Origin of the sequence: Leifsonia sp. AG29 (assembly GCF_009765225.1) — a bacterium.
Lineage (GTDB): Bacteria > Actinomycetota > Actinomycetes > Actinomycetales > Microbacteriaceae > Leifsonia.
The window spans coordinates 2,459,744-2,473,526 of the sequence record NZ_VMSF01000001.1; the positions used below are offsets into that span (position 1 = coordinate 2,459,744).

Sequence of the window (13,783 nt, forward strand, 5' to 3'; positions counted from 1 at the left end):
CCGCCGCGCCGGTCAGCGGCGCACGCGCTCGCCCACCACGAGCCCGATGACGGCCGCGACGCCCACCTCGACGGCCGCGAGCCCGGCCACGAGCCACGGATTCGGGCCGACGTCGTGCAGCCTGCCCGGGCCGAGCGCGCCGGACGACCACCACGCGAGGAGGCCGAGCTCGACGCCCGCGACGACGCCGATGCCGAGGGCCGTGAGCAGGAGTGTCGGCAGGCCGAGGGCATCCAGGGGGCCGCGGCGGAACCGCAGCAGCGTCGCGGCCGCGAACCCCGCCAGGAGGGGCACCACCAGCCCGGCGAGACCGAACGAGTAGCCGTGCGCGGGCACGACGGCAAGCAGCGGGACGCCGGGCACGGGGCCGAGCGCCGTTCCGATCGGGCTGACCGAGGAGCCCGTGCCGATCGCGAAACCGGGCCCGACGAGCCACGAGGCGATCCACACCACGAGGTTCGGCAGGAAGGCCAGCTGCGCCACGGTCAGCGCGATGCCGCCGACGACGCCGGTCTGCAGCTGCTCGTACAGGCTGATGATGGAGCCGTAATTGCCGAAGATCAAGAGGGCGAGCACGAGCGCGGACGCTCCCACGACGATCGCGGTCGCAGCGGTTCCGGCTCGGAGAGCCGCCGCGACCCCGACGCGAACGGGCCCGGGTATGGAGCGGAGGCGCGCGAGCCCCTCCGCGCGGAGCCGGACGGGGGCCAGGAGGGTGCCCCCCGTGACCGGACGCCCTGTCTCCTCCCGCGATGGGATCGACGATCCGGCCGGCCCCCCGTTCCGCTCCAGCGGGGCGGCCGCGCGCAGCGTCGCGCCGATCAGCCCGACCCCGATCCCCAGCGCGTAGACGAACGGCGGCAGCACCACCCCTTGCCACAACGACGGTTGGACCACGGCGCTTCCGGCGCTCAGGGTGACGACGAGCGAGAGGAGGGCGAAGACGACGACCGCGCTGACCGCGCCGGTCACCCGGAAGCCGGTCTCCGCCGCCCGGATGCCGGTGCGCGCTCCGAGCCCGGCGGTCAGCACGGCGAACCCGAGGAGGGCGATCGTGACCTGGAACGGCACGGCGGCGGCCGGGAGTCCCAGTTCGGCGACCGTCTGCGGGTCGAGGCCCACGGTGAGGTTCACGCCGTGACCGACCAGCCAGATGTCGGCGGCGGACCGCCAGACGACGGTGAAATCGCCGGCCAGATGGTACTGCGCCGCCCACAGGATCGTCAGCGGGACGAGGCAGATGCCGAGTCCGATCGCGGCGACGATCAGCGCCTCGAGCGCTGCGAGGAGGGCGACGGTTCTGGGACTCATGACCGAACGGAGCCTACCGGGAGGCGGGGTCGCCCGGCGGCCGACACTTCGGCCCTCAGGAGACGGTCATCGCAGGGGTGTCCTCGTCGAGCTTCTGCGGCACGGCGACCGCGGGCCGTTGCACGAGCTCGAGCACGGCGATGACGAGCGCCGCGATCACCAGCGTCCAGATGATGAGTGCCGGCGTGAGCGGCCGGACGAACAGGATCACGGCCGAGGCGATGACCGCCACCGCCGCTCGGAGGAGCGCACGCTGCGCGTACAGCCACTCCCCCGTCCTGCCCGTGGTGATCCCGTGACTCTCGGCGGAGTTCCTCACCCAGGCCACCCCCGAGCCGAAGAAACCGCGCAGCCGTCTCGCGAACGCGAACGGACCGGCGTACCAGCCGACCAGCGCGACGGCGATGGCGAGCACGAGCACGGCGATCGCCGTATCGCGCATGGCGTCGCTCACCGTGCCATACAGCGTCTGAGCGACCGCCGAGGGCATGAGCGACGGGGTGACCGACGCCTGGAAGAGAAGACGGCCCGTGCCGACGAGCGCCAGCACGACGAGCATCGCGAGGGCCAAGCCGATCGAGGCCCAGACGAGGGCGAGGGCGCGACGCCGCGCGACCACCACCCCGAGCGCGAGGAACCCGATCGCGATCCAGGGGAGCCACGACCCGGCCGCGAGCGCGACACCGTAGAGGAGCTGCAGCGTGGGGACCGACGACTTCTGCGCGACGGTCACCGTCGGATTCACGGCGGGGATCTGGCTCGCGAAGGTCAGCCCCCGGTCGATGAGAGCCTGCTTGACCCGCTCGATGATCGGGCCGAGCTGGATGCCGATCGAGCCGTTCGCTCCGATCGTCACCGCCGATTGCGGGTTGTTCTGCATGGTGGCCACGAACTGCTTGTGCGTGGCCCGCAGCGCCTCCTGCCAGACCTGTTTGAAGGTGTCCGACCGCACGAAGTTGGCGACCGTGTCGTGGAGGAGCGAGACGATCCCCTGGGCCATCGGCTCTTTGAGCGCGTTCAGCGCCTTGGTGGCGACGGGCCCGGTCCCGAGACCGGTGATGCCGTCGATGACCTGCGAGGTCAGCTTCGGGATGTCGACCTTCTGCTGGACGACCGTCACGACCTGATCGGTCACGTAACTCTGCACGGCGGGGTCGTCGGCGAGCGGCGCGTACGTCGCCACGAATGTGTCCGTGTCGGTGAGCTGGACCTTCGCCCACGACGCGACCACCGCGACCGGCGCGAGCACGGAACCGATGACGATGAGGACGACAGAGAGCAGTGTCCACGCCCAGCTGCGCTTGTGGGGGGCGGCTGGAGCGGCCGGCGGTGCACTCGCTGCACCGGCGTCGAGAGCGGCCCCCGTGGAGGCTCGTTCCAGCTCGCCCCGCAATGCCGCGTTCTCCGCTTCCAGCGCCGCGAGCCGCTCGCGCACCTCGTCGTCCGTCATCCTCGCCATGACCGCCCCTTCCGCCGAGTGCGGCCACTGTAACGCCGCGGACCCCCGCTCGGGCATCCCGGTATCCGGAGGCGTGGAAGACGCGGGAAGGCCGGACCCCTGTGCGGGATCCGGCCTTCCGGTCGGGGCGATCGGTCAGAGCGCCGCGTACACCTCGCGCAGGAGCGCCGCGGTCTCGGACGGCGTCTTGCCGACCTTGACGCCGGCGGCCTCGAGCGCCTCCTTCTTCGCCTGGGCGGTCCCCGCGGAGCCGGACACGATCGCGCCCGCGTGCCCCATGGTCTTCCCCTCGGGAGCCGTGAAGCCCGCGACGTAGCCGACGACCGGCTTCGTCACGTTGGCCTTGATGAAGTCGGCCGCGCGCTCCTCCGCGTCGCCGCCGATCTCGCCGATCATGACGATCGCCTTGGTCTCGGGGTCGGCCTCGAACGCGGCGAGCGCGTCGATGTGCGTGGTGCCGATGATCGGGTCGCCACCGATGCCGATGGCGGTCGAGAAGCCCAGGTCGCGCAGCTCGTACATCATCTGGTACGTCAGCGTGCCGGACTTGGAGACGAGGCCGATCGGGCCCTTGCCGGTGATCGTCGCCGGCGTGATGCCGACGAGGGACTCGCCGGGGGTGATGATGCCCGGGCAGTTCGGACCGATGATCCGGGTCTTGTTGCCCTTCTCCTTGGCGTAGGCCCACGCCTCGGCCGAGTCCTGGACGGGGATGCCCTCCGTGATGACGACGAGGAGCGGGATCTCGGCGTCGATCGCCTCCACCATCGCGTCCTTCGCGAACGCGGGCGGCACGAAGATGATCGACACGTCGGCGCCGGTCTTCTCGATCGCCTCGACGACGGAGCCGAACACGGGGAGCTCGACGTCGCCGTGGGTGACGGTGGTGCCGGCCTTGCGGGCGTTCACGCCGCCGACGACCTGCGTGCCCGCCTTCAGCATCAGCGCGGTGTGCTTGGTGCCCTCGCCGCCGGTGATGCCCTGGACGATGACCTTGGAGTCCTTGTTGAGGAAGATAGACATGGTTGTTCGTCCTTCGCTTACTTCGCTGCCAGCTCGGCGGCCTTGTCGGCGCCCTCGTCCATGGTGAGCGCGAGGGTGACCAGCGGGTGGTTCGCCTCGGTGAGGATGCGGCGCCCCTCCTCGACGTTGTTGCCGTCGAGACGCACGACGAGCGGCTTGTTGGCCTCGTCGCCGAGGATCTCGAGCGCCTTGACGATGCCGTTCGCGACCGCGTCGCACGCGGTGATGCCGCCGAACACGTTCACGAACACGCTCTTGACCTGCGGGTCGTTCAGGATGACATCGAGACCGGCGGCCATGACCTCGGCGGAGGCGCCGCCTCCGATGTCGAGGAAGTTCGCGGGCTTGACGCCCTTGTGGTTCTCGCCGGCGTAAGCGACCACGTCGAGGGTCGACATGACGAGGCCCGCGCCGTTGCCGATGATGCCGACCTGGCCGTCGAGCTTGACGTAGTTGAGGTCGGAGGCCTTGGCCTTCGCCTCCAGCGGATCGGCGTCGGCCTTGTCCTCCAGCGCCCCGTGGTAGAGGTGGCGGAAGCCGGCGTTGTCGTCGAGGGTGACCTTGCCGTCGAGGGCGATGATGTCGCCCTCCTCTGTGAGAACCAGCGGGTTGACCTCGACCAGGGTCGCGTCCTCGCCCTTGTAGACCTCGTAGAGCTTCACGAAGACGTCGGCGACCTTCTCGACGAGCTCGTCGGGGAAGCCCGCAGTGCGGGCGATCTCGGTCGCCTTCGCCGAGTCGATCCCCTGGATCGGGTCGACCTCGACGCGGGCGAGCGCCTCGGGCTTCTCGACGGCGAGCTGCTCGATCTCCATGCCGCCCTCGACGCTCGTGAGCGACAGGTACGACCGGTTGGCGCGGTCGAGGAGCACCGAGAAGTAGAACTCGCGCGCGATGCGCGCTCCGCCGGCCACCATCACGCGGCGGACGACGTGGCCCTTGATGTCGAGGCCCAGGATGGCCTTGGCGGCCTCCTCGGCGTCGTCGGCGGTCTTCGCGACCTTGACGCCGCCGGCCTTGCCGCGGCCTCCGGTCTTGACCTGCGCCTTGACGACGGTGACGCCGCCGAGCTTCTCGGCCGCGGCGCGCACCTCCTCGGGCGTGTCCGCGACGATGCCCGGCAGCACCGGGACCCCGTACTTCTCAAACAGGTCTCTGGCCTGGTACTCGTATAGATCCACGGTTATCCAATCCGCTGCTGGCCCGGTGCGCTCGTGGCTTCCGGCTGGTGTCTCATGGCGGCTCGGCAGAATAGCTCGACGCCGAGATAAATTCGCCAGTGAGAACTTTAGCGCCTCCGCCTGACCGGACCGTAACCCTCCTGCCCTCACACCGGGCCCTCGGCGGGTGCTCTCCACAGATCGTCGGCTCCCCCCTCGCCGGCCTCCCGCGCTCGCGAGGGTGGAGACATGACTCACCGGATCTCGAACCTCCTGCTCGCCGTCATCCTCGGCGGCCTCGCCGTGCTGATCGGCGCCGTGCACTCCGCGCTCAGTCTTGCTCCACCCGCTCGCGCTCTGGCGGGCGACGGGCACGGTCCTGGCTACCGCTCCGAGTCAGGCTGGTGGCTGGGCAGCTACCGGCTCGACGACGGCGTGCAGGGCTTCTGCCTCGATGCCGGCAAGAAGAGCCCGACGGGGTACGCCTACGACTACGTCGACGCCTCGGCGCTGGGGCGCTTCGACCCCGAGCAGACGGCGCGCCTCGCCTACATCTCGCGCACGTGGGCGGCCACCGGTGACCGGCTCACGGCGGCCGCCGGCCAGGTGGCGACGTGGATGGTCGCCGGCCTCGGCGGCAGCACCCCGGAGAGCATGGCGGCGCGTGCGGGTGCCGACGCCCCCGCGGTCCTCGCCCGAGCTCACGAGATGCTCGCCGAAGCCGACCGCGCGGCGTCGCGTTCGGTGAATGCCTCCGTCGTCGTCGAACTCGCCGAGAGCGGACACGGGCGACTGCGCGTCGAGGTCACGGTCGACCGCCTCGGCGGCCCCGAAGTGCTGTCTCCTGGCGCGCACACCGCCCACGTCGTGCTCAGCGGAGCGACGACCGCCGATGGGCGGACCGAGGCGGACGTACCGAGCGGAACGGACATCGACGTGGTCCCGACAGACACCGGTGCGAGCGTCTCCGTGACGGCCGAGGCGACCCTGACCTCGCTACCGTACGGCGACCGGATGCTCGTCGCCGTGCCGCACGCGACCGAGGCCCAGTCCGTTCTGGTCGCGCAACCGGCAGACGCATCGGCCGAAGGGTCCGCGAGCGCGGTCGGCCCCTCCCCACGACCGTTCCAACCGACGGTGCAGACCGTGGCGAGCCATGCCCTCGCCGAGCCGGGTACAGCACTCCACGATCGCCTGACCGTCTCCGTGAGGAACGAGGAGGACCTGCTCCCGACCTGGGGCGTACGGCGCACCGACGACGGATTCGCCCCCGTCCGCGCGATCGTCGAGAGCACCCTGCACGGGCCCTACACCGAGCCCATCGCCCTCGCCGACGCACCGCCGAGCGACGGCCCCGCCGTCTGCACCGTGGAAACGGTCATCGAAGGCCCTGGTGAGTACGTCACACCGGAGTGCGTCGTCGCCGCCGAGGGCTACTACGTCTGGACGGAGCGGATCGATCCCGAGCGGCTTGCGCCCGGCGAGGGCGGTGAGCGCCTGCGCCCCTGGCAGTCGGCGTTCGGGCTCGAGTCCGAGACGACCATCGTGCAGAAGAATCCGGTGCTGGCACCTGCCGCACCTGCCGCACCTGCCGTACCGACCGAGCTGGCCGCGACCGGGAACCTGAGCGGGCCCGCCACGGCGGTACTGGCCACTGCCGCGATGCTCACTGTCGCCGCGGGTGGACTGCTGACGGTCGCCGCCCGCTTCACGGGCCCGGGGGGCCGCCGCCGAGCGCGCCCAATCCGGGCACGGTGAGCAGGACCATGCCGAGGAGCACCGTGAGAATGATCCCGTGGGCGCATGGCCGTCCGCGCGATCCGTGGGCACCATGGAGGAGTGACCTCAGTACCCGGACATCCGACGGCCCTCGCCGAGATCGCGGGCGAGTCGCTGTCGCTGCTCGGAGGCGGTCGGGCGCTCCTCCTCCAGATCGCGCACCCCTCCGTGGGGCGCGGCGTGGCCGAGCACAGCGACTTCGCGGGGAGGATGCTCGATCGTCTGCACGGCACGATCACCTTCGTCTACGCCTCGGTGTTCGCGACGCCGGAGGAGTTCGCCGAGGTCAAGCGGGCGGTCGACCGGGCTCACGGGCCGGTGCGCGGTCCGGCGGATGGGCCCAGTCCCGCCTACTCGGCCTTCGACCCCGAGCTGCAGCTCTGGGTCGCTGCGACGCTGTACCAGACCATGATCGAGCTCCACGAGAGGTTCTTCGGTGCCCTGGAGCCCGCGACGGCCGACGCCGTCTACCGGGACTTCACCCGGCTCGGCCTGAACCTTCAAGTGCGCTCGTCGCAGTGGCCGGCCTCCCGGGCCGCGTTCGACGAGTACTGGCACTCGATGATCGGCCGCTTGACCGTGACCGAGGAGGCGCGCGCCATCGCCGCGGAGCTCCTCCGGCCGACGAGGCTGCCGGTGTGGCTGCGGGCGGTGTTCCCTCAGGTACGGCTCGTCACGGCCGGTCTATTGCCCGACAGTGTGCGCGAGCAGTACGGAATCCCCTGGGACGACGACCGCCGTCGGCGGTTCGAACGCTGGATGCATTGGGCGGTTCTCGTGTACCGGCGGCTTCCGAAAGCCGCTCGAACCGCTCCCCGGGAGCTCTACCTGCGTCGGATGCGGAGAGCCCTGCGCGAGAAGGCCCTAAGCCGAACGACGGTTTGACGCTCGAGAGCGCTCCACGAGTCGGGCCAGCAGGACGAGCGCGATGCCGATCCCCGCCCCCAGGACGGTCTCGAGCACGCGGTCGAGCAGCAGAACGCCCAGCGGTGCGGGGCTCGCCAGATGCGACACGGCGAGGGCCATCGGCGTGATGAACACCAGCGCCCACCCGTAGGACCGCCCGACGAGCATCTCGGCGAAGAACTGGCAGACGACGATCACAGCGATCACCAGGAGCGCGGGCGGCGACCACGCCAGCACCGCCGCGGCGACCACCACGCCCGCGACTGTCCCGATGATGCGGTGCACCGAACGAGACACCGAGTGCGCGGCGCGGGCGGGCGGGATCACGGCGACGACGCTCACGACCGCCCAGTAAGCGTGACCCAGACCGAAGAACAGCGCGATCGCACCGGCGAGGAGGACGCCGACCACGTTCTGCGCCACGGTCAGCCAGACACGCCAGTCCTTCGCCGCACCCAGATCGACGCCGGGTCGGCGCCTCAGCTCCTTCAGCAGGCCGGACGAGCCGAGGAGTCCCTCCGTGCGCGAGCCTCCGTCCGGGCGGGAGGCGGTCCCGGACGCGCGCCCACCGACCGTCCGCCGGATCGCCCACCCCGACAGGGTGAGCAGCCACGAGAACGCAGCGACCGCGGCCGCCAGCGCGATCCTCGGCAGGGCCTCGCGGGGAGGCGTCGGCACGGCGGCGCACACCAGCAGGGCGAAGACGAAGAACAAGGGTTGGGAGGGCAGCAGCTGGAAGGCGGTCGCGAGGATGGTCCCGGCCGCGACGACCACCACGAGGAGCAGCGCGAGCAGGGCGAGCGGCTCGCCGGCCAGCGCCACACCGACGCCGACGGCGATGCTGACGAGCATGGCGACGCCGGCGACCGTGACGCTCCGGATGCGCAGGCGATACGGCTCGTTCCGGCCGTACAGCGCGGTGAACGCACCGAACGTCGCGTAAGCCGCCAGATCGAGCCGACCGGCCGCATGAAGCAACAGGAGGGGCACCGCGACGGCGACGGCCGCACGGAGTCCCACTTCGACGCTCATCGAAGCGAGCGCGTCGCGCCTCACAGCTTTTCGATCGGGGCGATCTTGATGAGGAGCTTCTTCGCGCCCACCTTCTCGAACTGGACGTGCGCGACGCGCTTGGCGCCCTCGCCGGTGACGGTGGTCACTCGGCCGTCTCCGAAATCGGCGTGACGGATCCGGTCTCCGGCCGCGAGCTCCAGATCTCCGTTGTCGCGCACCTGACCCGTGACCCGGTTGGGCCACTCGGCCTTCGGCCGTTCCGGTTTCGAGAACCCGCCGGCGCGGAAGCTGTCGTTCCAGCGTCCGGAGTCGCCCGCACCGAGGCCCGGGCGTCGCGCGTTGAGCGCCCGGGACTGGCTCCCGCCGCGGCCGTTGGCCGCGCCCGGCGACTGGCGCCAGTCGATGAGATCGGCCGGGATCTCCTGAAGGTACCGGCTGGGCATGGCCACCGCCGTCTCGCCGAACTGGGCCCTGGTCATGGCCAGCGAGAGGAACAGCCGCTTCTTCGCCCGGGTGATGCCGACGTAGAAGAGGCGCCGCTCCTCCGCCGGGCCACCGGGTTCGTTCGCCGACATGCGGTGCGGGAGGAGGTCCTCCTCGATGCCCGTGAGGAAGACGGCGTCGTACTCGAGCCCCTTCGCCGTGTGCAGGGTCATGAGCGACACCGCACCGCTCGAGTCGTCGATCTCGTCCGCTGCCGCGACGAGCGACACCTCGGTCAGGAAGTCGACGAGCGTGCCGTCGGGATTGTTGCGCGCGAACTCCCGGGTCACGGCCACGAGCTCGTCGACGTTCTCGGCACGGGCCTCGTCCTGCGGGTCGCGGCTGTTGCGCAGCACGTCTAGCAGCCCGCTGCCGTCGAGAAGGAAGGTCAGCACGTCGGCCACCGAGGACGCCCCCGCCGGATTCGCGGGATCGGCCTTGGCGGCGGCCTCGTCGAGGAGGCCGGAGAGCTGGAGGATCGCCGCGGTCACCTTCGGCCCGAGACCGAGCGAACCGGCGTCGCGCATCGCGTCACGGAAGGTCATGCCGTTGTCTTCGGCGTAGCTGGCGAGCTGCGTCTCGGTGGCGGGGCCGATGCCCCGCTTCGGCGTGTTGAGGATCCGCCGGAGAGCCAGGAGATCGTCGGGGTTGGCCACCGAGATGAGATACGCCATGGCGTCTTTGATCTCGGCCCGTTCGTAGAACTTGGTGCCGCCCATGACCTTGTACGGCAGGGCGGACCGGATGAAGATCTCCTCCAGCGCACGCGTCTGAGCGTTCGTCCGGTAGAAGACCGCGATGTCCTTGTAGTCCATGCCGGCCGAGTGGAGCTTCTCGATCTCGTCGGCCACGAACTGGGCCTCGTCGTGCCCGGAGTAGCCCGTGTAGCCGACGATCTTCTCCCCGTCGCCCACGGCGGTCCAGAGCTTCTTGTCCTTGCGATCGAAGTTGTTCGCGATGACGGCGTTTGCCGCGCTCAGGATGTTCTGCGTGGAGCGGTAGTTCTGCTCGAGCAGCACCACCTTCGCCCCGGGGAAGTCGCGCTCGAACTCGACGATGTTGCGGATGTCGGCGCCGCGGAAGGCGTAGATCGACTGGTCCGAGTCGCCGACGACGGTGAGGGAGGCGCTCGGCACCAGGCCCGCAGCGTCGCGGAGCCCCCCGATGTTCCGCCCCCGCGACTCCAGCTCGTCGGCGACCGCGGGCGCGACCGGCATCGTGAGCTCACGGATGAGGGCGTACTGCGCATGGTTGGTGTCCTGGTACTCGTCGACCAGGATGTGCCGGAACCGCGTCTGGTACAGGGCGGCGACCCGCGGGAAGGCCCGGAAGAGATAGACCGTCTCGGCGATGAGGTCGTCGAAGTCGAAGGCGTTGGCCCGCCGCAGCTCGCGGGTGTACTGCCGGAAGATCTCGAGGAACATCACCTCTTGCGGGTCGCTGAGGTTCGCCGAGCGGGCGTAGGCCTCGATGTCGGTAAGCTCATTCTTGAGCTTCGAGATCCGGCCCGCCGCGCCTCCCACCGTGAAACCGAGCGTGTCGGCGTCGAGCTCCTTGATGATCCGCTTGAGGAGGGCCCGCGTGTCGCCCGAGTCGTAGATGGTGAAGCTCGCCGTCTTGCCGATCGTCTCGGCCTCGCGCCGCAGGATGCGGACGCACGCCGAGTGGAAGGTGGAGATCCACATGCCCTGCGCCTTGCCTCCGAGCAGCTGCTCGACGCGCTCGCGCATCTCGTTGGCGGCCTTGTTGGTGAACGTGATCGCCAGGATCTCGCTCGGCCACGCCTCCCGGCTCTCGATCAGCCCGGCGATACGTCGCGTGAGCACGCTCGTCTTGCCGGAGCCCGCCCCCGCGACGATGAGGAGGGCCTGCCCGCGGTACTCGGCGGCCTCGCGCTGCTGCGGGTTGAGTCCGGCGAACAGGCGCTCGCTCGGCCCGCGGTACCCGCCGCGCCCGGAGGAGGAACCGCCCGGACCGCCCCCCGATCGCCCGGCTGCGGGCTCGTCGCCCTGCCACCCGTCGAGGATGATCGGAACGGAGGAGGGCGCCGTGGCAGCGCCGGTGGGGGCATCGGGGAGGCTCGTCATGTCTGTCCCGATTCTACCGGCCGACCACTGTCATTCGCCCGGGACGGAGGCCGTCAGCGGCCGTCGCGCACTGCCGTCGCGAGGTCGGGATGGTCGGCGAAGACGCCGTCGACGCCGGAGTGCAGCAGGATGGCGAAGTACCGCCTCCACTGGCCCCACTCCGGCTCTCCGCCCGGTCCCCGGAACTCCGGGGGGAGCATGCCGTTCTCCGGGCGGAGGGTCCAGCAGTACACGGACAGGCCGGCGGAGTGCGCCAGGTCTACCAGGTCGGAGGTGACCGCGCCGACGTCGCCGCCGCCCTCGTCGAACAGCGCGACCGAGACGGAGCCCGACGCGAGGATCAGGTGGGTGTCGACGCTGATGCCGTCGACGTGTTCGCGGGCGGTGCGAGCCGCCGGACCGAGCGCGTAGAGCCCGCGGAGGCTGAGATCGGACGCGTAGGTGGCCGCGGAGGAGCCGTCCCGCGCAACGCGATCCGCCGGCGCTCCCTCCTGCTCGATGAGGTAGACGCGCTTCCCGCGGAAGTCGCGGTCGCTCAGCTGCCGGAGCACGGTGAGCTCGAAGCTCTCGGCGACGAGGCCGCGCCGGTCGGTCCAGCCCGCCTCGGCGAGCTCCGCGGTGAACAGCTCGTCGAGCGGGAGCCCGACCGACTCGTGATAGGTGGCGTGCTTGAGCTCCGCGACCATGCCGAGCTCCCGGCCGTGGTCCTCGGAGGCGCGATCGACTAGTTCGAACAGGTCGCGGAGGCGCAGCAGCGGATAGCGGTCGTCGAACGTCGAGCTCGCCTGCCGGAGCTTCGGGAGCCGCTCGCGGGCGCGCAGGGTCGAGAGCTCGGCCCAGGTGAAGTCCTCCGTGAACCATCCGGTCAGCGCGACGCCGTCGACCTCCTTCGTGGTGCGCCGGCCGGCGAACTCGGGCCGGGTCGCGACGTCCGTGGTCCCGGAGATCTCGTTCTCGTGGCGCAGGACGAGCACGCCGTCCTTCGTCGCCACGATGTCGGGCTCGACGGCATCGGCCTCCAGGGCGAAGGCGAGCTCGTAGGAGGCGGCCGTGTGCTCCGGGCGGTACCCGGGCGCGCCCCGGTGGCCGATGACCAGCGGACGAGGGCGAGCGCGCATGCGCCGATCCTATCCGCGTGCTGCACCGCGCCCGCGGCTCCCCGGGTGCCAGAATCGACAGCGTGTCCGCACCCGCCGCCTGGCGCGAGCCCGCCTCCCTGCTGCCGCTGCACTGGGGGTCTTACCGGGCGCGCCTGCTCACCGGCCTCGCCATGCTCGTCGTCGGCACCGCGTGCGTGCTCGGCACGACCGCCTACAGTCTCCCGTTGCTCCTCATCGGCTCGGTCCTGCAGCCCGCGGGCTGGGCCGTCCTCCCCTCCACGGTCGGCCGCCGCGTCGCGGTGCCCCTGCCCGTGCTCGGATTCACCTGGCTCATGCTCGGCGGCTCGGAGTTCTCGTGGTGCTACTGCATCACCCTCGCGGCGTGGCTGCTCGTCCGTCTCCGGCCGCTCCCGTCGTTCGCCGTGCTGGTGCTCCCGGTCGTCTCGAGCCTCGTTCTGGCGGGGACCGTGACGACGTACGAGCAGGGCTGGATCACGATCCTGGTGAGCACGCTGACCATCGTGGCGGCCGCTTGGCTGGCCCGGTTGATCGCGATCAGGTGGGATTCATGGCAATCTGTCAGAACCCTCAGAAAAGAACCATCTAGATTGGATCAAAGAGATCCACAGTGATCCCGACAGAGCGAGGAACCCATGGCACTCAACAATCCGGCCTTCTCGACCAACCCGGCGTTCAACGGCAACGGCCGGGCCGCCACCACGGTCAGCGCTGAGAACCTGGAGCAGATGTACCAGGCGCCGTCGGCCACGGCCGTCGAAACGGACAGGATGACCGTCGAGGACACGATCGCGAAGACCGCGTTCTGCTTCGTCCTCCTGCTGATCGGCGCGGGCATCGGCTGGTTCGTGCCGGCCCTGGCGATTCCCGCGGCGCTCATCGGCTTCGTGCTGGCGCTCGTCAACATCTTCAAGAAGAAGCCCTCCCCGGCTCTCGTGCTCAGCTACGCGGGCGTCGAGGGCATCTTCGTCGGCGCGATCTCGATGGTCTTCGAGGCGCAGTGGCCCGGCGTCGTCGTCCAGGCGGTCATCGCGACCTTCGCGGTGGTCGGAGTCACGCTCGCGCTGTTCGCGTCCGGCAAGATCCGCGCGTCCGCCAAGGCGACCAAGGTCTTCCTCATCGCGATCACCGGGTACGTCGTGTACTCGCTGATCAACGTCGGCCTGATGCTGTTCGGCGTCACGAACAACCCGTTCGGGCTGAGCGGCAGCGTCGAGATCTTCGGCATCAAGCTCGGCGTCATCCTCGGCATCCTCGTCGTGCTGATGGGCGCCTACTCCCTGGTGCTCGACTTCGACTTCATCCAGCGCGGCGTCCAGAACCGCGCACCGCGCGCCTTCGGCTGGTCCGGAGCCTTCGGCATCATGGTCACCGTGATCTGGCTCTACCTCGAGATCCTCCGTCTGCTCGCCATCTCGCGCGACTGAGCCGTCGCTCCACGCC

General features: G+C 70.4%; 11 protein-coding genes. 4 read left to right on the plus strand and 7 right to left on the minus strand.

All coding sequences use genetic code 11. The features are described from left to right. Positions 1-12: 12 nt before the first annotated feature. The 4 genes from FPT20_RS11850 to sucC form a co-directional block, all read right to left on the minus strand. Complete coding sequence (locus tag FPT20_RS11850; RefSeq protein ID WP_158865522.1) at positions 13-1,311, minus strand: cell division protein PerM; 1,299 nt, start codon at positions 1,309-1,311, stop codon at positions 13-15. 55 nt (positions 1,312-1,366) lie between these two features. Then, a complete protein-coding gene (locus FPT20_RS11855) occupies positions 1,367-2,770 on the minus strand; it encodes a hypothetical protein (protein ID WP_158865524.1) in 1,404 nt (467 codons plus the stop codon). A gap of 135 nt (positions 2,771-2,905) precedes the next feature. Then, positions 2,906-3,793, minus strand: coding sequence for a succinate--CoA ligase subunit alpha (gene sucD / locus FPT20_RS11860; protein WP_158865526.1), 888 nt, complete (start codon positions 3,791-3,793; stop codon positions 2,906-2,908). A gap of 17 nt (positions 3,794-3,810) precedes the next feature. After that, positions 3,811-4,974, minus strand: a complete 1,164-nt coding sequence (gene sucC, locus FPT20_RS11865) for an ADP-forming succinate--CoA ligase subunit beta (protein WP_158865528.1) — start codon at positions 4,972-4,974, stop codon at positions 3,811-3,813. Between the two features lie 228 nt (positions 4,975-5,202). On the opposite strand from sucC, the gene FPT20_RS11870 reads away from it, so the two are divergent. After that, on the plus strand, positions 5,203-6,711 hold the full coding sequence (locus FPT20_RS11870; RefSeq protein WP_158865530.1) for a hypothetical protein: 1,509 nt from the start codon (positions 5,203-5,205) through the stop codon (positions 6,709-6,711). An 81-nt stretch (positions 6,712-6,792) separates the two neighbouring features. Next, the gene (locus tag FPT20_RS11875) at positions 6,793-7,617 is read left to right on the plus strand and encodes an oxygenase MpaB family protein (RefSeq protein WP_233265495.1); all 825 of its coding nucleotides are present in this window, start codon (positions 6,793-6,795) and stop codon (positions 7,615-7,617) included. Here the strand turns inward: FPT20_RS11875 and FPT20_RS11880 are convergent. From FPT20_RS11880 to FPT20_RS11890, 3 genes are read right to left on the minus strand one after another with little or no spacing between them, the layout of a single operon-like run. Next, positions 7,597-8,670, minus strand: coding sequence for an FUSC family protein (locus tag FPT20_RS11880; protein WP_158865534.1), 1,074 nt, complete (start codon positions 8,668-8,670; stop codon positions 7,597-7,599). The genes FPT20_RS11875 and FPT20_RS11880 overlap by 21 nt on opposite strands. Before the next feature lie 20 nt (positions 8,671-8,690). Next, positions 8,691-11,222, minus strand: a complete 2,532-nt coding sequence (locus FPT20_RS11885; RefSeq protein WP_158865536.1) for an ATP-dependent helicase — start codon at positions 11,220-11,222, stop codon at positions 8,691-8,693. Positions 11,223-11,275: 53 nt separating this feature from the next. After that, positions 11,276-12,340 (minus strand): glycerophosphodiester phosphodiesterase family protein, encoded by a 1,065-nt coding sequence (locus FPT20_RS11890; protein ID WP_158865538.1) that lies wholly within the window; start codon positions 12,338-12,340, stop codon positions 11,276-11,278. A gap of 62 nt (positions 12,341-12,402) precedes the next feature. On the opposite strand from FPT20_RS11890, the gene FPT20_RS11895 reads away from it, so the two are divergent. Both FPT20_RS11895 and FPT20_RS11900 read left to right on the plus strand, forming a co-directional pair. After that, positions 12,403-12,954 carry a hypothetical protein gene (locus tag FPT20_RS11895; RefSeq protein WP_233265496.1) on the plus strand — a complete coding sequence of 184 codons (552 nt, stop codon included), beginning with the start codon at positions 12,403-12,405 and terminating at the stop codon, positions 12,952-12,954. Between the two features lie 21 nt (positions 12,955-12,975). Continuing rightward, the gene (locus FPT20_RS11900) at positions 12,976-13,767 is read left to right on the plus strand and encodes a Bax inhibitor-1/YccA family protein (RefSeq protein ID WP_158865540.1); all 792 of its coding nucleotides are present in this window, start codon (positions 12,976-12,978) and stop codon (positions 13,765-13,767) included. Positions 13,768-13,783 lie beyond the last annotated feature (16 nt).

What these genes read in the sequence shown, in the direction of transcription:
- FPT20_RS11900 (WP_158865540.1), top strand. Translation starts at nt 12,976, where the DNA reads ATGGCACTCAACAATCCGGCCTTCTCGACCAACCCGGCGTTCAACGGC.
- FPT20_RS11885 (WP_158865536.1), bottom strand. Translation starts at nt 11,222, where the DNA reads ATGACGAGCCTCCCCGATGCCCCCACCGGCGCTGCCACGGCGCCCTCC.
- FPT20_RS11855 (WP_158865524.1), bottom strand. Translation starts at nt 2,770, where the DNA reads ATGGCGAGGATGACGGACGACGAGGTGCGCGAGCGGCTCGCGGCGCTG.
- FPT20_RS11850 (WP_158865522.1), bottom strand. Translation starts at nt 1,311, where the DNA reads ATGAGTCCCAGAACCGTCGCCCTCCTCGCAGCGCTCGAGGCGCTGATC.
- sucD (WP_158865526.1), bottom strand. Translation starts at nt 3,793, where the DNA reads ATGTCTATCTTCCTCAACAAGGACTCCAAGGTCATCGTCCAGGGCATC.
- FPT20_RS11880 (WP_158865534.1), bottom strand. Translation starts at nt 8,670, where the DNA reads ATGAGCGTCGAAGTGGGACTCCGTGCGGCCGTCGCCGTCGCGGTGCCC.
- FPT20_RS11870 (WP_158865530.1), top strand. Translation starts at nt 5,203, where the DNA reads ATGACTCACCGGATCTCGAACCTCCTGCTCGCCGTCATCCTCGGCGGC.
- FPT20_RS11890 (WP_158865538.1), bottom strand. Translation starts at nt 12,340, where the DNA reads ATGCGCGCTCGCCCTCGTCCGCTGGTCATCGGCCACCGGGGCGCGCCC.